This is a genomic window from Cupriavidus sp. 01L43, from assembly GCF_056399925.1.
In genome coordinates this window covers 49,989-67,596 of sequence record NZ_JBFTSH010000014.1, presented here as the reverse complement: position 1 = coordinate 67,596, position 17,608 = coordinate 49,989, and the positions used below count along the sequence as shown (strand labels likewise).

Here is a 17,608-nt window from a genome sequence, read left to right as displayed (position 1 = left end):
CGCACCCCCATCCCCATCCCCCGGATCACGAATCCGCCTTCGCACTGCCACGCGCCCGCGTGAGGCAATCCCCTGCAATATCAACGACTTGTCGACGCACACCCGCCTGGCACGCCTGCTGCAATAGGGTTTGACGAGCGAGACGTCCTATCTCGCCAACCCTGAGCGGAAAGGAGTCGCAAATGCACGATATCGGAAGTTCCAGGCCCGGTGGCTGGGGTGCCGGCTACAACGAGTTTGAACAAGGGTTCTCCTCCGAAATGGCCGGCGAATTCGGCCAGGAGCTGGAGAACGAGTTTGCCAACGAGTTCGGGAACGAGTTCGAGCAGGGCGAGGCGTCCTTCGGCAACGAATTCGAGAATGAGTTCGAGAACGAGATCTCCGGCGAGATGCAGGAGATGGAGCTGGCCGCCGAACTGCTCGCCGTCAACAACGAGCAGGAGATGGAGCAGTTCCTGGGCGGGCTGATCAAGTCGGTGGGCCGCGCGGCCACGGGTTTCGCCAAGTCGTCGGCGGGCAAGGCGCTCGGGGGCATCCTGCGCTCGGCGGCGAAGTCGGCCTTGCCGATTGTCGGCAGCGCGCTGGGCAATCTCGTGGTGCCGGGCGCCGGCGGGGCCATCGGCGGCAAGCTGGCCAGCATGGCCGGCAACGCGCTGGGGCTGGAACTGGAGGGCCTCAGCAACGAGGACCGCGAGTTCGAGGTGGCGCGCCGCGTCGTGCGCATCGGCCGCCATGCCGCCAATCACCTGGCGACGACCCCGATCCCCCCGCAGGTGCCGCCAGCCCGGGCGGCGCACGTGGCCTTCCTGCGCGCGGCAAAGCAGGTGGCGCCGGGGCTGCTGCCGGCGATGAAGCAACTCTCGCGCAATGGCGGGGCTGCTCCGCCGCATGGCGGAAATGGTGGCGGGAACGGCAGCGGGATGGGCATGCAGCACCCGGGCACGTCGATCTTCGGCCCGGCGTCGGGCGGGTCCCACTTGCCGGTGCCGATGGGCCAGTCCCATCCGGGCGGGGCCGTGGCGACGGTCGGATGTCCCTCGTGCGGCACGCAGGTCCAGGCCCCGCACACGGGCCACTTCCCACACGGCGGGGTCTGGCGGCGTTCGCGCAACGGGCGCGCCATCATCCTCTACCTCGGTCCGCAGCAGCGGCCGGCGTACTGAGCGCCACGGGACACCGCGATGAACCCGAGCCTCCACGCGCTGCGTCTGCTGGAACAGGAAGCGCTGGGCATCCGCGCACGCCTGGACGCGCAGCTGCCCTATGCGTTGCAGATGCCGATGGTGCCCGCCGCCAATGTCAGCGATGAGGCGATGGGCGCCATCGAGCGCCATATGCAGGCGGAGCGCAAGCAGCTGCGCGTGCGCATCACGGGCTTCCTGCGCCTGCTGCGCGGCCTGCAGCCCACGCCGCGCGACGTGGCGCGGGCCCAGCAGCGCTATGCCCTGCTCAAGCTGTACTTCCATGCGGCGCTCACGCACTTCGAGATCTTCGCGGAAGTGCTGACGCAGCGCAGCCAGCACGGCACCGGCATCTGGCTCTCGGGCCTCGACGTGGCCGCGCAGGATGGCCTCAAGCAGCCCGGCTCGTCGATCGAGGCGCCGCCCGTCATCTGCTACGTCGAGCGCGGCCATGGCGGTGCCATCCGCCGCGCCCGCACGCGGCTGCCGGGCGGCGGCGCCAATCCGGTGGCGGTGATCCGCATGCCGCGCGAGCGGATGGTGGGCACGGGCATCGCGGCGTCCCTGTTCCATGAGGTGGGGCACCAGGCGGCGGCGCTGCTGGACCTCGTCAACGCCTACCGGCGGGCGTCCGCCAGCCGCGTGGGGCAGGGGCGCACCCCGGCGCAGCGGATCTGGCAGGCGTGGGATCGCTGGATCAGCGAGATCGTGGCGGATCTCTGGGCGGTGTCGCGCGTGGGCATCGCTGCCACGTGCGGGCTGATGAGCGTGGTGAGCCTGCCAAAGGCGTTCGTGCTGCGCATCAACCTCGACGATCCGCATCCGGCGCCTTGGATCCGCGTGAAGTTGTCCCTGGCCATGGGCCGCGCGCTCTATCCGCATCCGCAGTGGGACGCGCTGGAGCAGGTCTGGGAGCAGCTCTATCCGCGCTGGCAGATGAGCGCGGCCCAGCGCGAAGCCTTCGATCAGCTGGACCGCGCCGTGCCGTGGTTCGTAGCGACCTTGCTGTCGCTGCGGCCCCCGGCGCTGGACGGGCGCTCGCTGGCGGAGGCGCTGCGCCTGCCAGACCGTCACCCCAAGCGGCTGCTGGCCGCCTGGGAGCGGGTCAGGCAGCGCCCGCAGGAGGGCTTGGCGGACACGCCGACGCTGGCCTTCGCGGTGCTCGGCCAGGCGCGCTACAGCGGCCTGCTGCCGGCCAATGACGAGCTGCAGATCATCTCGGCGCTGCTGCAGCGCTGGGCGCTGGCCGGCTACCTGCCCTGGTCGGCGGGCAGCAGGCAGCTGAGTGTGGTGTTGAACCAGCGCCGCCCGGTCCGGACCCCGGTTCCGGCTTATGCATGATTTTCGTGATTTCCGTGATGGCGTGAAATTGCTGAGGGAGAAATGTGATGGTCAATTCGGACGATATCCACCCCTACAAAGACGTCTTGATCGTGAAGACGACCAAGGGGATGGACGGTGACTACGATGTCACGATACCCGTCTACGGGCTCAGCAACAGCCTGCAGGCGCAATGCCACATCGGCGACCAGCCCACGGACACCCGGAAGGTCGCTGACACCGGCAGCCCCCAGACGCTGACGGCGCGCATCACGCTCAGGATGAAGAGCGGCGTGGACCTCCCGGCCAAGATCGAGATCATCAATGGACTGATCGAGCAGCTGGTCGACCCCAAGGCCATCAGCGCGCAGGAGTCGGCCGATATTGGCGTGTACCTGTCCCAGGGGCATGGCGTGGAACTCAGCCGCGACGTCGAGATCCCGCCGAGGGAAGTGGTGCCGAGCGAGCCCAGTTTCCACCCGCTGGACGACCCGATCGCGGACCGCTCCGGGCCGCTCGACACCGAGCAGTACGTCAGCCCGACCACGGTGCGCCTGCAGCGGACCCCGCGCGCGCTCACCGGCGACGTGGCCCTGTGGCTGCTGATCAAGATGAATGCCGACATGCTCGGCTGGGACAACTACGTCAAGCAGATCGATTCGCTGTTCTTCCCGGACGCGAACACGCCGCTGGGCAAGGATGGCGAGCCGTTCCTCTATGGCGGCGCGGCCCGGCTCAGCCGGCGCCGTTTCCTGCCCTTCACGGACACCGACGCCTACCGGGCCCTCAAGGTGGCGACGGAAGCCTTCGTAGTCACCTGGGGCGCCGTGGTGCCCAGCGGCCCGACGGCCAACGACATCGCCCGGCTGCTGGCCTATGACCCGACCGCCATCGCCCTGGCCAACGACCGCCTCGGCCTGAAGATCACCAAGCCGGACGTGCTGGCGAACAAGTATTTCGGCGGCGGGGCCTCGCCCACGCTCCCGTACCTGCAGCGGATTGCCTCCGCCCTGCAGGGCACGGATGCGGCGGAGCGGATCAACCGGGCGCTGACGGACCGGACCGTGCCAGAAGAGCGCGCCGCGCTACCGGGCGAAGGCGTCACGCCGACGCCCCAGCGCCACCTCGACCAGTGCGGCGAAGGCTGCCTGTGGCTCGACCACTGGAACCAGGACATCTCGGCCAAGCTGACCTATCCGCCGCTGATCGAGCTGATCTGGAGCTACTGGATGGAGGAACTCCAGCTGGTGCAGACCATGAACGCGATCTCCCGGCGCTTCCAGAACGTCTCCGCCGGCCCACGCGACCCGCTGGCCCAGTTCGAACTCGATTCCCTGCGCCCGCTCAACAACATCATCTGGGGCTGGGTGCAGGACGAGCAGCACCGCCTGCCGATCGAACGGCGCGCGGCGGAGTACCAGCACGAGTACGGTTTCCAGCTCATCGGCCGGGCCGTGCCGCAGGTGCAGCCGGCCGACACGCGCAGCAAGTTCCTGGGCGCGTTCCACACGCTGCTCAACCTGTGCGTGCCGTTCTTCCGCCAGGCCGACGACACCACGGTGGTGCCGGACGGCTTCCCGCTGCTCAACGCGCTGCGCGAAGTCCACCTGATCCTGTCCGAAGGGGCCCATAACCAGTTCCGCGACCTGCCCACCACCTCCCGCGTGGAAATGATGATGCAGCAGTGGATGCTGGCGCGCCCCGAGTTCCGCGAGTTCCTGCCCCGGCGCGCGATGGTGGCGTATCCGGAGCCGTGGATGCACTCGGTGGAGAGCATGCGCAAGCTGCAGGGCTGGGGCGATACCAACACCTACCAGTTCTGGCAGTTGGCCACCACGGGCGAGCAGATCGTCTCGTCGATCCGATGGAGCGACTGGAACTCGGTCAGCGACCCGGTCAATGCCGCGAACTGGGCCGCCTTCTTCCGGCCGGAGATCCAGACCTATATCCACTCCTACCGGGCAGTGACCGGCGTGGATGTGGGCGTGGAGCCGGTGGACGTGCAGGTGCCCGGCATGCATCTGCTGCGCAGGCTGCACGAGCACAAGGGCGGGCTGCGCATCGCCTAGCGCGGACGGAGCGGCGCCATGATCGACTTCGCCTCGGCCTTGTACCTGGGCCTGCGGCACCCGGCGGACCAGTTGGGCGACTACGCCGCGCTGACCACTGGCTACCCGGCCTCGCTGGCCGCTGCGCCACTGGCGCGGCGGCTGGCGGCGGACGCGGCGGCGCTGCAGGGCTGCGAGGCTGGCATGGTGGCGCCATCCACGCTGCATCTGGCCATCGACGTGTTCGAGCAACTGGGCCGCACGCACGCGCTGATTGCCGACGAGGCGCTGTACCCGGTGATGCGCTGGGGCCTGGAGCGCGTACGCGGCCTCGGCGCGCCGGTGGCATGGTTCCGGCACGGCGACCTGGCCGATCTGGCGCGGCGGATTCGCGATCACCGCCTGCGCCGACGGGGCAGGCCGCCGGCAGTGATCGCGGATGCCACCCGGCTGGCCGGCCTGCCGTTGCCGCTGGCGCGCTATCTGACGCTGGTGCGCCGTCATGGAGGACTGATTTTGATCGATCACAGCCAGATGCTTGGCCTGATGGGCGCCGCCGCCTCGCCGCGCCAGCCGTGGGGCAGCGGCGGCGGCGGCGCGCTGCGCCACGCGGGGTGCGATCCGGCGCAGCCGGTGCTGCTGGTGGCGTCATGGGCCAAGGCCTTCGGCGCGCCGCTGGCCACGCTGTGCGGGCCTGCCGCGCTGGTCCAGGCGATTGCCCGGGACGGCCCCACCCAGACCCACAGCAGCGCCGCCAGCGAGGTCGCGCTGCGCGCCGGGCTCCGTGCGCTGGAAATCAACCGCATGGCGGGCGATGTCCTGCGCGCGCGGCTCTGGCAGCGCCTGCGCCGCCTGCAGGCCGGCCTGCGCGCGCTGGCGCGGGGCTGCCTGCCGGACCTGCACGCGCCGCCGCGCGACCATCCGATGCAACACGTGCGGCTCGCCAGTGCGGAACGCACCGTGGCGCTGCACACCGGCCTGCGCGCCGCCGGCTTCCGTACCGCGCTGCTGCGCCAGCCCGAGGGGCGCCACGCGCTGGCGCTGATCGTCCGGGCTAATCATCGCCGCGCGGATATCGACGCCTTGGTGGCCGCCATGACGCGGCTCGCGCCGCACTTGCCCGATGCCGCGCGCCAGGCGCCGTGGCCGTCTTCGACCCCAATGGAGGAACCCCAGCATGTTTAAGACCGCTGATGGAGACACGCTGGAGCTTGCGCCATGGCGCATGCGCCGGCTGATGGGGCTGGTGGCGGCCATGCGCCGCTATCCGCCCGGCACGCCCCCGCAGGCGCTGGTCAACGACCTGCGGCTGATCATCGCCCGCGCGCGGCGTGTGAGTACCCAGCCACGGCTCGGCATGGCCCGCTTCGAGAGCACCGATGCGTGCTGCCGAGCCTGCCTGCTGGCGCGGCAGCAGCCGCGCGGGGGGATGGAACTGGTGGGGTTGCAGCTGGCGGCGCCGCGGCCGGGCGGGCACCTGTACGAGGGCTTCGCGCCGGAGCTGGAGGAGGAAGTCACGCGAGAGGTCAACGTGACGCTGGCGTGGCGGAGGTTCGAATCGCTCAAGCTGGCGGTCGATGACCGGACCGTATCGGGGCCGGGCGTCTACATCCTCGTCCGTGGCACGACGCCGATCTATGTCGGCCTGTCGAAGACGTTGGGTAGCCGCATGAAGCAGCACCGGTGGTGCGCGGGTGTGCACGGCGCGCTGCGCGGGCTCGGCGTATGGGTAGCCAGCGTCAGGAAGGAGAAGGACCTGTCTGCCGTCGAGCACGCCGTCATCCGCGCCTTGCGTGGCAGCATTCACAACAGCGCGCTGGTCGGCGATGTTCTGCTCGCAGGGCCTTCCGGCATCACGATTGTGAACATCCTGCCCCCGAGCCTGCTGCGAGGGGCGACCCCCATCAACGCCTTCCGCACGGGCGACGACAAGCGCACCCTGGCGATGAAGTCTGGCGAGAAGCTCGAACTCGAATGGCGGCTGCCATGATCGTCGACTTCCACGTCCACGCCGGGCAGGGCGACGGTATGACCGGTCCCTGGGACACCACCGCGCCGCTGGCCGCCTACGCGCGCCGCGCCAGCGAGGCCGGCATCGTGCGTTCGGTGCTGCTCCCCGTGTTCCAGTCGGACTACGCGCAAGGCAACCGTGACGTCGCCGCGCTGGTGCGGTCCGACCCGCGCCGCTGGATCGGCTTCGCCATGGTCCACGCCGAGCGCGACCGCGACCGGCTGCACGCGATGATCGAGGAAGCCGTGCTGCGGCTGGGGCTGCGCGGCATCAAGGTACATCGTCACGATGCGCGGATTCACCGGCAGGTCTGCGACGCCGCGCGCCGCTGGCGGCTGCCGGTGCTGTACGACGCCGGCGGCGACACCGGCGCGCTCTCCCTGCTGGCGCAGACCCATCCTGACGTGGCGTTCGTGTTCGCCCACCTCGGCAGCTTCGCGGACGACTGGGCCGCCCAGCGGCAGGTCATCGACCTGATCGTGCGGCATCCGAACCTGTTTGCCGATACGGCCGGCGTGCGCCGCTTCGACCTGCTCGAGGAAGCCTTTGCCCGCGCCGGCCCGGACAAGCTGCTGTTCGGCTCGGACGGCCCGTGGCTGCATCCGGGGCTGGAGCTGGCCAAGATCCGCGCGCTGCGCCCATCGCCGGAAGCCTTCGCGCGCATGGCCGGCGGCAACGCGCTGCGGCTGATTGGCGGCGCCCGCGTGGCAACGTCAGGGCCGACCTCACGGGCAGCCCTCCGTGGGCCGCCCCTGCCGGCGCAATTGCAGCGCACGCGGCGTGACGCGCAATAGCTCGGCGGCGCGGCTGGTGGACCCGGCGCGCCGTTCCGCCACCTTCACGGCGATGGCTTCCGCGATCTGGCCGATGTTCTTCAGCCCCAGCCCGGCATCGAGCGCCCCCTCGACGGCGCGGGCCAGCACGCCCTCCCAGCCGTCCATCAGGCCGGTGGCGGCCATGACATCGGCCAGCGGCAGGTCCAGGCAGCCCGTGCTGAGCACGTGGAAGCCTTGCTGGCGGTCCGCCATGCGCAGCACCACGTGGCGCAGTTCGCGCACATTGCCGGGATAGTCGCGTGCCATCAGCTGCTGCATGACCTCGGGCATCACGCGCGGCGGCGTGCCGGCGTGCTCGGCCAGGAAGTGTTCGACCAGCAGCGGGATGTCGTCGCGCCGCGCCGCCAGCGGCGGGGCGTGGATGGTCCATTGGGTGATGCGGAAGTACAGGTCGCTGCGGAAGCGGCCTGCTGTCACCTCCGCGTCGAGGCTGCGGTTGGTCGCGCAGGTCAGCCGGAAGTCCGAGCGCCGCCAGTTGTCGTCGCCCACGCGCTTGTAGGCGCGCTCCTGCACCACGCGCAGCAGGCGGGCTTGCAGCAGCAGGTCCAGTTCGCCGATTTCGTCGAGGAACAGTGTGCCGCCATCGGCCAGCGCCACGGCGCCGTCACGCGCGGCCACGGCGTGGGTGAAGGCGCYGCGCGCATGGCCGAACAGCTCGCTGCCGGATAGCTCGGGGCTCAGCGTGGTGCAGTCCACCACGATGAAGGGGCCGCTGCGCCGCACCGGATCGAGATCATGGATCAGCCGCGCCAGCAGCTCCTTGCCGCAGCCACTGTCGCCGGTCAGCAGGCAGGCGCCGCTGCCGAAGCGGCCGACCTGCGCCACTGCGCGCAGCGTTTCACGCCAGGGCGCCGAGTGGCCCACCGCGCGCTTGCGCAGCCAGTCGGAGGTGAGGATCGATTCCAGCTCGTGCAGGCGCTTCAGGCGGAGCGCCAGTTCGGTCAGCATGCCCGGCTCGTCGTCAGCCGCTACCACGTCGCAGATGCCGCCGGGCCACCATGGCTCCTGCCGGCATTGCGCGCGCGTGGCGGCGGTGCAGGCGGCGATGAAGGCGTCCGGGCGGGGCACGCTGCGCAGCCAGTGCTCGGCGGCGGCGGCCACGCGTGTGTCCCGGGCCAGGACGACGACCACCAGCATGCCGTCGCCCGCGCCGGACAGGTCGATTTCCTCGGGAAGGCCGTGCTCGCACAGGCGTTGACGGAGCCGCAGCGCCTCTTCCTGATAGAGCACGACACGCATAGACACCTCGCAGGGGAGCGAAGACGATGGGAGATCAAAAACGGGGAGGGTGGGCGCCGGGTCCGGGGGGCAGGCCGGCAGGCATCCCAGAACATACTAGGCGACGGTCACGGCCGCCCCATGTCAAAAATGCTCAGCACAGGGTTGCCGGATGTTAAAGGCACAACGGGGGTGTATCGCGGGTGAAACGAGTCTTGCCGCCGGATGGCGGCCGGGGGCGAACGCGGCGGCGTCAGATATTGCGATGCATATGGCTGACAGTGCAGACGCCGCCGCGCTGGCTTAGTCGCCGATGATCTGCTTGGTGAACACGGCGCGCTCCATCTCCTGCACGTTCACGCTGACCTGCACGCTCTGGCCGGCGCCGGGGCGCACCGCGTCGGTGAGGACATCGCACACGGCCTGCGCCACCTGCTTGCGCACGGCCTGCTCGCGCCCGTCCAGAATCCAGACGGTGGCGTGCACGAAGGCGCGGTCACGGTTTTCCGTGCCCTGGCGGTAGGTGGTCAGCGTCACGCAGCGGGACTTGATGTCCGGCTCGCGGAACTGGCCGGTGGCCAGCAGCGCGGCGTTGGCTTCGTCCAGCAGCTCGTCCTGCGAGCAGGTCAGGCGGGTGTTTTCGGTGAGTTCGATGATCAGTTGCGGCATGGCGGGAGCGTCGAAGGATCGGAGGGAAAGCCAGCATCGTACGGCAAACCGGCGCCCTCCGGGAAACCCCCCGGCTCAGGCCGCCACGCCGAACGCGGCCTCGATGCGGCGGATGTGGTCGCGCAGCAGCGGGCGCACCTTTTCCAGCAGATGCGCCGGCGGCACGATGGCGTTCGGGCCGCTGCAGCTGAGGGTCATCGGCGGCAGGGACTGGCCGGGCCGGAAAGCGACGGCGATCGAGTTGATGTCGGGCAGCCATTCGCCGAACGAGGTGGTGCAGCCCAGCCGGCGCGCTTCGTCGCGGCTGGCGGAGAGCACGCCCTCGGCATGGGCCGCGCTGACGCGGTCATCGGCGCGGAAGGCGGTCAGCGCCTGGCGCTGCTCGGCCGGCGGCAGGGCCACAAGGTAGGCCCGCCCGGCCGCCGTATTGAGCCCGGAAACGCGGCTGCCCACGGCCACGCGCAGCGTGAGGTAGCTCTCCGACTGGCAGTTCTCGTAGATCAGCATGCGGCCCCGGTCGCGCACGATCAACGAGGCCACGCCCTGCGAGAGATCCGCCAGTTCCTGCATGTACGGCCGCGCAACCGCCAGCACGTCCGCGCCGGGCTGGCCGGACGGCACCAGCGCCAGCGCGGAACTGCCCAGCCGGTAGCGCATCGGCTCGGTCAGCGCCTGGAGGTAGCCGAGTTCGGTCAGCGTGTGCGTGAGCCGGGAAATGGTCGACTTCGGCAGCCCGCAGCGCTGGGCCAGTTCGGCATTGCCGAGTTCGCTGTCGAAGGCGCGGAAGCACGCCAGCACGTCGAGCCCGCGCGCCAGCGCGGTCACGAAATGGCGGTCTTCCTTGCGGTTGTCCACCTTGGGCGTGGCGGGCGGGAGGTCGGGGAGGGAATCGGCCTGGCTATCCATGTGCGTGGCTCAAAGGTTGCCGGAGGCAAGCTGCTCGCGCAGCTTCGCCTTGAGGATCTTGCCGGACGGCGCCGCGGGTAGCTGCGCCACCACGCGGATTTCGGCCGGCATCTTGTAGGGCGACAGGCGGTCGCGCAGGAAGGTGCGCAGCGCGGGCTCGTCCAGCGTCATGCCGCCGCGCACCTCGACGAAGGCGATCACTTCCTCGTTGCCCTCGGTGGCCCGGCCCACTACGGCCGATTGCAGCACGGCGGGGAACGCATTGAGCGACTGCTCGACTTCCTCCGGATACACGTTGAAGCCCGAGTGGATGATGATTTCCTTCGAGCGGCCGACGATGGATACCGCGCCGTCCGGATCGATGCGCGCGAGGTCGCCCGTATGGAGCCAGCCGTCGGCATCGATGGTCTGCGCCGTGAGGTCCGGGCGCCGGTAGTAGCCTTTCATCACGTTGGGGCCGCGCACCAGCAACTCACCGCTGCCGTCGGGCAGGGGGGAGCCGAGGCGGATTTCCACGTCCGGCACCACCGGGCCGACCGAGCAGTCGGCGCGCGGGGCATCCACGCGGGTCTGGCACACGGTGGGCGAGGTCTCCGTCATGCCGTAGCCGTTGTTCAGCACGATGCCGAAGGCGTCTTCGAACGATGCCTTGAGCGACGCCGTGAGCGGCGCCCCGCCCGACTGCGCCATGCGCAGCGAAGGCGTGCGCAGCGACTGGCCCTGCGCGCGGCTCCATTCGATCACCTTGGCGTACATCGCCGGCACGCCGTGCAGCACGGTGAGTTGCTCCTCGACCAGCGTGCGCGCCAGCTTCTCCGGGCGGAAACGCGGTTCGTAGTAGACCGTGGCGCCGTTGGACACCGGGCCCACCAGCAGCACGGACAGCCCATAGACGTGCGAGATCGGCAGCACGCCGTAGACGCGGTCGCCGGCCTGTACGCGGGCCTGCAGGCGGTTGGAATGGCCGATGAACATCAGGTTGGCGTGCGTCAGCATCACCGCCTTCGAGGCGCCCGTGGTGCCGGTCGTATAGATCAGCGCGGCCACCTGCTCGCGGGCCTCGGCGGCTACCGGCTCCGCCACGGCCGTCTCGTCGATGGCGCTGACAAGCAGCTTGCCGACGTGTGGCCACACGGCAGCATCGGCCCACTGCGCGCCGCGCGCCAGCCCGTGTTCGCGGGCTTCGGGGAAATCGTTGTCCAGATAGAAGGTCACGCGCGCGCCGGCGTGCTCGACGATATTGGCAATCTCGCGCGCCGACAGCCGGGCATTGACCGGCACCGACCAGGCGTCGATGGCGCTCAGCGCCAGCAGCAGCACGGCGCAGCCGACGCTGTTCTCGGTGACCAGCACCACACGGTCGCCGCCGCGTACGCCGAGCGCGGTCAGCGTCTGGGCGGTCTCGCGCACGGCCAGGTCCAGTTCGCCATAGCGCAGCGCGCGGTGGGCATCCATCACGGCCACGCGGTCAGGATGGCTGGCCACCCACGGGCCCATGGTCTGGTGCAGGCGCTGGAAGGCGGGGCGGAACGAGTCGGATTGGGCGGGGGTGGACGCGTGACCAGAACGGTCCGCGGGGGAAGCGGTACTGCGCATGCATGTCTCCGGGCAAGGCTTCCGGCGTGAAGTCGCCGGTATTGATGCGTGGCATCGTCCCATCGATCCCCGGAAGCTGTCAACCGCAGCGTGGAATGGTGGTTCTGCAATGCAGAATTACTGGGATTTCCGTCTATGGGCTTTTCGCGACATGTCTTCAATGTCTACCCCGCCATAACCCGCCGAAATGCGAGGTCTGAAAGACAATGCATATGAGAACGCTTATCATTGCGGCTTTCACGGAATTCGCAGCAACATGAAGCAGGGCATTTCGACCGGTTATCGCGTGGCGGTCGCGTCGCGGGCGATCGCCGGCATCCTGGGCGGCTACGGGCTCGCAGCACTGGCCACGGGCTGCGTCTCGCTCGCGCTGGCACGCTGGACCGATATGGCGCGCGCCGAAGCGGTAGTCACCGCCTCCCTGCTGTCGTTCCTCTGGTACGCGCTGGCCGTGATCTGGGTGTTCGCCGTGGAGTCGGCATGGCGCGCGTGGATCGGACTGGCCGTGCCCTGCGCGGTCCTGGGACTGGGCTGGCAGGCCCTGCGGAGCGCGTAATGGCCGAATTGCGAAAGGGTCAGGGGCTGCGCCAGTCGATGGCGTGGCTGCATACGTGGGCGGGCCTGCTGGTGTGCTGGGTGCTGTTCCTCGTCTTCTGTAGCGGCACCGCCAGCTATGTGAAGGACGAGATCACGCTCTGGATGAAGCCCGAACTGCACGCGCGGCTGGGTGGCGACACAGACGCCGACGCGACCCGTCGGGCTGCCGACGGCGCCATCGCCTTCCTCCGCGAACAGGCACCCAATGCCGAGCGCTGGTTCATCAATCTCCCCGACGACCGCCGTCCCACCACCTCGGTGTTCTGGCTGCGCCAGCCGCGCCCCGAGGATGCCGGCAAGGGCAACCGCGCCCGGCTGGAGACGCGCACGCTCGACGCCGTGACCGGCACGCCCGTGCCCGGCGCCCGCGAGACGCGCGGCGGCGAGTTCCTCTACCGCCTGCATTTCGATCTCCACTACATGTCGGCGATCTGGGCGCGCTGGATCATCGGCTTCTGCACGATGTTCATGCTGGTGGCCATCCTGAGCGGCGTGATCACCCATCGGCGCATCTTCGCGGACTTCTTCACCTTCCGCGCCCGCAAGGGCCAGCGCTCGTGGCTCGATGCGCACAACGCCACCGCCGTGCTGGCGCTGCCGTTTCACCTGATGATTACCTACACCGGCCTCGTGACGCTGCTGTTCCTGTACATGCCGTGGGGCGTGCAGGCGGTCTATAAGGGCGATACGAAGCGGTTCGACACCGAGCTGGGCCTCCGCGCCCCGCGCGTGCAGGCGTCTGGCGTGCAGGTGCCGCTGGCCCCGGTGGGCCCGATGCTGGCGCAGGCGACCGCCCGGTGGGACGGCGTGGCCCCGGCCCGGATCACGGTGGAGCGCCCCAACGACGCCAACGCCCTCGTCACGATGACGCGCGATGCCGGGCGCAGCCTGTCGTCGGTGCAGCCGACCGTCCTGTTCGCCGGCACCACCGGCGCGCTCAAGGAAACCTTCGGCGACGATCCGGCCAATGCCAGCGCCACGCGTGGCGTGATGGTGGGGCTGCACATCGCGCACTTCGCGCCGCCGCTGCTGCGCGGGCTTTTCTTTGCCTCCGGGCTGGCCGGCTGCCTGATGGTGGCGACCGGCGCGCTGCTCTGGGCCGTGAGGACGCGCAAGAGCCACGCCCACACGATTGCTGCCACGGGCCGCACGCCGTTTGGGCTGCGGCTGGTGGAAGCGCTCAACCTTGGCGTGATTGCCGGCCTGCCGATCGCATTCGCCAGCTACTTCTGGGCCAATCGGCTCGTGCCGGTGGGTATCGCGCAGCGGCCCGACATGGAAATCCGCATGTTCTTCGCGGCCTGGGCCATCGCGGCGCTGGTCGCCCAGATCCGCCCGACGCGCGGCATGTGGCGCGTGCTGCTGGGCATCGGCGCCGTGCTGTTCGCGGGCCTGCCGCTGCTGAACGCGCTGACCGGCACCGCCCATCTGGGCGTGACGCTGCTGCAAGGGCCGGCGGTGCTGGCGGGCTTCGACCTGACGGTGCTGGCGATTGGCCTCGGGCTGGGCGCGGCGGCGTGGTGGCTCGGGCGGACTCGTCCGGCGGCACGCGGCGCAGACGCGTCGGCGCGCACCGGTGCCATGGGGGAGGCGTCATGAGCGCACCCGCCATGTGGCCGGCCTGCGTGGCCGGCATCGGATTCGCCGTGGGCGGCTTCACCTGGCTGGCCCAGACCATCGACCGGCATCACGCCGACATCTTCGGCCGGGGCGCCGCGCCCCCGCCGGCCCGCGTGCGCCGCCTGCGCTGGCAGGGCTGGATCGCGCTGGCACTGGCGCTGGCGGCCTGCGTGGCCGCCCAGGGCTGGGCCTTCGGCGTGATCTATTGGGCCGGCCTGCTCACCGTCAGCGCCCTGACAGTGGTGGGCGCCTTCTCTTATGCACCGCAGGTCACGCCGCGCATCGCGCGCGGGGCGATCGGCATCGGTGTGGCGGCTGCGCTGAGCGCGATCCTGATCGTGCAGGCGTAGCGGCACAAACGAGCGTCGCCGTCAGAGCGACGCCACCATCCAGACGGATACGGGAAAAAACCCGCCGGCCGCGATCAGCGGCGCGGACGGGCATGAAATCGTTTTACTTGGGAGTGTCACCTTGTCTTATTCCGTACCGCGTGCCGGACGTGCATCCCGCACGCCGCTGCGCCATCTCGTGGCCGCGCTGGCCGCCGCCGGCGTGCTGCCGACCATCGCCTTCGCCCAGGAAGCGGCCCAGCCCGCCGCCAGCGCGGAGAGCGCGACGCTGCCCGCCGTCACCGTGCATGCCGACGCCTCGGCAGACCAGCTGCCCGCGCCCTACGCCGGCGGGCAGGTCGCACGCGGCGGCCGCCTTGGCGTGCTGGGCAACCAGGACTTCATGGATGTGCCGTTCAGCGTGRCGTCGTACACGTCCCAGCAGATCCAGAACCAGCAGGCGCGCAGCATTGCCGGCGTGCTGGCCGATGATCCGGCGATCCGCACCGCCTACGGCTTCGGCAACTTCGCCGATACCTTCGTGGTGCGCGGCTTCCCGCTGACCACCGACGACATCCAGTACAACGGCCTGTTCGGCATCGCCCCGCGCCAGCTGGTGGCCATCGAAGGGCTGGAGCGCGTGGAAGTGTTCCGCGGCGCCAGTGCCTTCCTGAACGGCGTGTCGCCGAGTGGCTCCGGCACGGGCGGCATGATCAACCTCGTGCCCAAGTACGCCACGGCGGCGGACATCACCCAGGCGACCATCGACTATACGAGCGACTCGCAGGTGGGCGGCCATGTGGATGTGGGCCGCCGTTTCGGCAAGAACAAGGAATTCGGCGTGCGCGTCAACGCCATGGCGCGTGGCGGCGATACCCCGGTGGACAACGAGAGCCGGCAGCAGCGCCTGTTCACGCTGGGCCTGGACTACCAGGGCGACGCGTTCCGCGTGAATGCGGACTTCGGCTACCAGAAGCAGCGGATCAACCAGGGCCGCAGCACGGTCCAGCTGTCGGGCACGGCTTTGCCGGCGGTGCCGTCCGCCTCGACGAACTTCGCCCAGCCATGGACGTATTCCGAGCTGGAAGACACCTACGGCACGATCCGCGCCGAGTACGACATCACCAAGGACTGGACCACCTACGCTGCCTTCGGCGCGCACCACAGCAACGAGTTCGGTAACTACAGCGGCGCGAACGTCGGGAATAACGGCTTTGGCACGGCCACGCGGCTGACCGTTCCGTTCAAGCAGGATACCTACACCGGTGAAGTGGGCGTGCGTGGCCGCTTCGAAACCGGCCCGGTCAAGCACACGGTGAACCTGAGCTGGTCCGGCCTGGAGCAGGAGAAGAGCAGCGCCTTCCAGTCCTCGCCCGCGTTCCCAACCAATCTCTACAACGCGCCGACCGTGCCGTACCCGGCCGCCCCGACCACCGGCAATATGGCCGATCCGAACGTGACGGGCCGGGTCAACATCAACGGGGTGTCGTTCTCGGACACGCTGTCGTTCCTGAACGACCGCGTGCTGCTGACCGGCGGCGTGCGCCAGCAGGTGATGAACATCCGTGGCTACGCAACGGCCACGGGCGTGCAGACGGCGAACTACAGCGAGTCCGCCACGTCGCCGATGTTCGGCCTGGTGGTCAAGCCGCTCCAGAACGTCTCGCTGTACTACAACTACATCGAGGGTCTGGCGCAGGGCGGCACCGCGCCGTCCAACACAATCAACGCCGGGCAGGTGTTCGCGCCGGCCAAGTCGAAGCAGCATGAAGTGGGCGCGAAGTACGACGCGGGCAGCTTCGGCACCACGCTGGCGTTCTTCCAGATCGAGCAGCCGACGGGCGTCACGCAGGGCAATGTGTTCGCCGTGCGGGACCAGCGCAATCGCGGCGTGGAGTTCAGCGTGTTCGGCGAGCCGCTGCGCGGCGTGCGCCTGCTGGGCGGCGTGTCCCATATCGACTCGAAGGTGTCGAACACGGGCAACGCCAACACCGAGGGCAAGCCGGGCGTGGGCGTGCCGATCTACACGCTGACGATGAGCGGCGAGTACGACCTGCCGTTCCTCCCGGGCGCGACGGTGTCCGGCCGCTATATCCAGACCGGCCGCCAGTCCGCCAACACGACCAACACCATCAGCCTGCCGTCGTGGAACCGCTTCGATCTCGGGGCGCGCTACGCCTTCAAGGCGTCGCAGCTGCGCTATACGGTGCGGGCGGGCGTCGAGAACATCGCGGACAAGGACTACTGGGCGTCGTCGAGCGGCGGCATCCTCGTGATCGGCCAGCCGCGTACCTTCAAGCTGTCGATGACCGTGGACTACTGAGTCCGCAACCAGTCGCGCGGGGACTGGCCGACCTTGGCCAGGAACGCGCGCGACAAGGCCGACGGGTTGGCGTAGCCCAGCGCGTCGGCCATCAGTTTCAGCGGCACGCCGTCACGCAGGCGCGCCTGCGCAAGGCTGATGCGCCAGTCGGCCAGATAGTCGGCTGGCGTCTGCCCCACCACCTCCCGAAACGTCGCCGCGAACGCGCTGCGCGACATCCCGGCGCAACCCGCCATCGACTCCACGCTCCATGCCTCGCCCGGTGCCTCGTGCACGGCCACCAGCGCCCGCGCCAGGCGCGCATCGGACATGCCCGTGATCAGGCCCGGCTGGATGCCGGCTTGCTCGGGATGGTCGAGCAGCCAGCGCAGCAGCTGGATCAGCACCACTTCGAACAGCCGGTCGGCCAGCAGGCGCTGGCCACAGCGCACGCGCTCCGTCTCGGCGAACAGCAGCGCGAGCGCGGGATCGAGCCCATCTACCTGTGCCAACGGCAGCACGATCAGGGGCGGCAGGGCGCGTGCCAGCGGATTCATGGCCCCGCCATCGAAATCGAGCGTGGCGCAGGTGAACTGGGAACCCTCCACCGGCGGATTGTGGAAGGTGTGGACGGCGTAGCGCGGATAGAACAGCAGCGACGGTTCCTCGATCACCAGCCGGGTGGGCAGGGCGCTCGCGCCATGGGTGACCTCGGTGCGCCCTTCGCGCAACACGTGCAGGAAGCCGCGGCCGGCTTCATCGAAGCGCGTGACGCCGCACAGCGGCCCGGCATGGAACAGGTGCGCGCGGACGCGGAAGCGTTCGAGCAGCGCGGACAGGCGATCGGGCGGGGATTCCGGCAGCGAGGACATGGGTCTGGACGGTCTGGACGATCTGGACGAATAGGATGATTTCGTGGAAGAATTGTATCCCTTCGTACGATGCCTGCGGCCATAGTAGAGACACCCCGGACGC

15 protein-coding genes are annotated in these 17,608 nt (G+C 69.6%); 10 read left to right on the top strand and 5 right to left on the bottom strand.

Features of this window, described 5'->3' with window-relative positions:
• The first annotated feature begins 182 nt into the window (after positions 1-182).
• From AC1DP9_RS21045 to AC1DP9_RS21020, 6 genes are read left to right on the top strand one after another with little or no spacing between them, the layout of a single operon-like run.
• Positions 183-1,163, top strand: a complete 981-nt coding sequence (locus tag AC1DP9_RS21045) for a hypothetical protein (protein ID WP_092296626.1) — start codon at positions 183-185, stop codon at positions 1,161-1,163.
• Positions 1,164-1,181: 18 nt separating this feature from the next.
• Entirely contained in the window at positions 1,182-2,522 is a 1,341-nt protein-coding gene (locus AC1DP9_RS21040; RefSeq protein ID WP_092296624.1) for a hypothetical protein, read from the top strand.
• 47 nt (positions 2,523-2,569) lie between these two features.
• The gene (locus AC1DP9_RS21035; protein WP_477108383.1) at positions 2,570-4,570 is read left to right on the top strand and encodes an 8-amino-7-oxononanoate synthase; all 2,001 of its coding nucleotides are present in this window, start codon (positions 2,570-2,572) and stop codon (positions 4,568-4,570) included.
• An 18-nt stretch (positions 4,571-4,588) separates the two neighbouring features.
• Positions 4,589-5,734 (top strand): aminotransferase class I/II-fold pyridoxal phosphate-dependent enzyme, encoded by a 1,146-nt coding sequence (locus AC1DP9_RS21030; RefSeq protein ID WP_477108382.1) that lies wholly within the window; start codon positions 4,589-4,591, stop codon positions 5,732-5,734.
• Entirely contained in the window at positions 5,727-6,539 is an 813-nt protein-coding gene (locus tag AC1DP9_RS21025; protein ID WP_477108381.1) for a GIY-YIG nuclease family protein, read from the top strand. Before AC1DP9_RS21030 ends, AC1DP9_RS21025 begins: the two co-directional genes overlap by 8 nt.
• The gene (locus AC1DP9_RS21020; RefSeq protein ID WP_477108380.1) at positions 6,536-7,354 is read left to right on the top strand and encodes an amidohydrolase family protein; all 819 of its coding nucleotides are present in this window, start codon (positions 6,536-6,538) and stop codon (positions 7,352-7,354) included. The genes AC1DP9_RS21025 and AC1DP9_RS21020 overlap by 4 nt, the downstream gene beginning before the upstream one ends.
• On the opposite strand, the gene AC1DP9_RS21015 is transcribed toward AC1DP9_RS21020, so the two are convergent.
• The 4 genes from AC1DP9_RS21015 to AC1DP9_RS21000 form a co-directional block, all read right to left on the bottom strand.
• Entirely contained in the window at positions 7,286-8,635 is a 1,350-nt protein-coding gene (locus AC1DP9_RS21015) for a sigma-54-dependent transcriptional regulator (RefSeq protein ID WP_477108379.1), read from the bottom strand. The genes AC1DP9_RS21020 and AC1DP9_RS21015 overlap by 69 nt on opposite strands.
• 282 nt (positions 8,636-8,917) lie before the next feature.
• Positions 8,918-9,283: a 5-carboxymethyl-2-hydroxymuconate Delta-isomerase gene (locus tag AC1DP9_RS21010; protein WP_477108378.1), complete on the bottom strand. Its 366-nt coding sequence runs from the start codon at positions 9,281-9,283 to the stop codon at positions 8,918-8,920.
• Between the two features lie 75 nt (positions 9,284-9,358).
• A complete protein-coding gene (locus AC1DP9_RS21005; RefSeq protein ID WP_092296612.1) occupies positions 9,359-10,189 on the bottom strand; it encodes an IclR family transcriptional regulator in 831 nt (276 codons plus the stop codon).
• 9 nt (positions 10,190-10,198) lie between these two features.
• Complete coding sequence (locus AC1DP9_RS21000) at positions 10,199-11,785, bottom strand: class I adenylate-forming enzyme family protein (protein ID WP_441593238.1); 1,587 nt, start codon at positions 11,783-11,785, stop codon at positions 10,199-10,201.
• Between the two features lie 256 nt (positions 11,786-12,041).
• Between AC1DP9_RS21000 and AC1DP9_RS20995 the strand changes: the two genes are divergently transcribed.
• From AC1DP9_RS20995 to AC1DP9_RS20980, 4 genes are all read left to right on the top strand, one after another.
• Positions 12,042-12,341, top strand: a complete 300-nt coding sequence (locus AC1DP9_RS20995) for a DUF3649 domain-containing protein (RefSeq protein ID WP_477108377.1) — start codon at positions 12,042-12,044, stop codon at positions 12,339-12,341.
• Entirely contained in the window at positions 12,341-13,981 is a 1,641-nt protein-coding gene (locus tag AC1DP9_RS20990) for a PepSY-associated TM helix domain-containing protein (protein WP_477108376.1), read from the top strand. Before AC1DP9_RS20995 ends, AC1DP9_RS20990 begins: the two co-directional genes overlap by 1 nt.
• Positions 13,978-14,352, top strand: coding sequence for a DUF3325 domain-containing protein (locus AC1DP9_RS20985; protein WP_092296600.1), 375 nt, complete (start codon positions 13,978-13,980; stop codon positions 14,350-14,352). The genes AC1DP9_RS20990 and AC1DP9_RS20985 overlap by 4 nt, the downstream gene beginning before the upstream one ends.
• Before the next feature lie 121 nt (positions 14,353-14,473).
• Positions 14,474-16,654 (top strand): TonB-dependent receptor, encoded by a 2,181-nt coding sequence (locus AC1DP9_RS20980; protein ID WP_477108375.1) that lies wholly within the window; start codon positions 14,474-14,476, stop codon positions 16,652-16,654.
• Here AC1DP9_RS20980 and AC1DP9_RS20975 read toward each other — a convergent pair.
• Entirely contained in the window at positions 16,648-17,505 is an 858-nt protein-coding gene (locus AC1DP9_RS20975) for an AraC family transcriptional regulator (RefSeq protein ID WP_477108374.1), read from the bottom strand. The genes AC1DP9_RS20980 and AC1DP9_RS20975 overlap by 7 nt on opposite strands.
• Between the last annotated feature and the right edge of the window lie 103 nt (positions 17,506-17,608).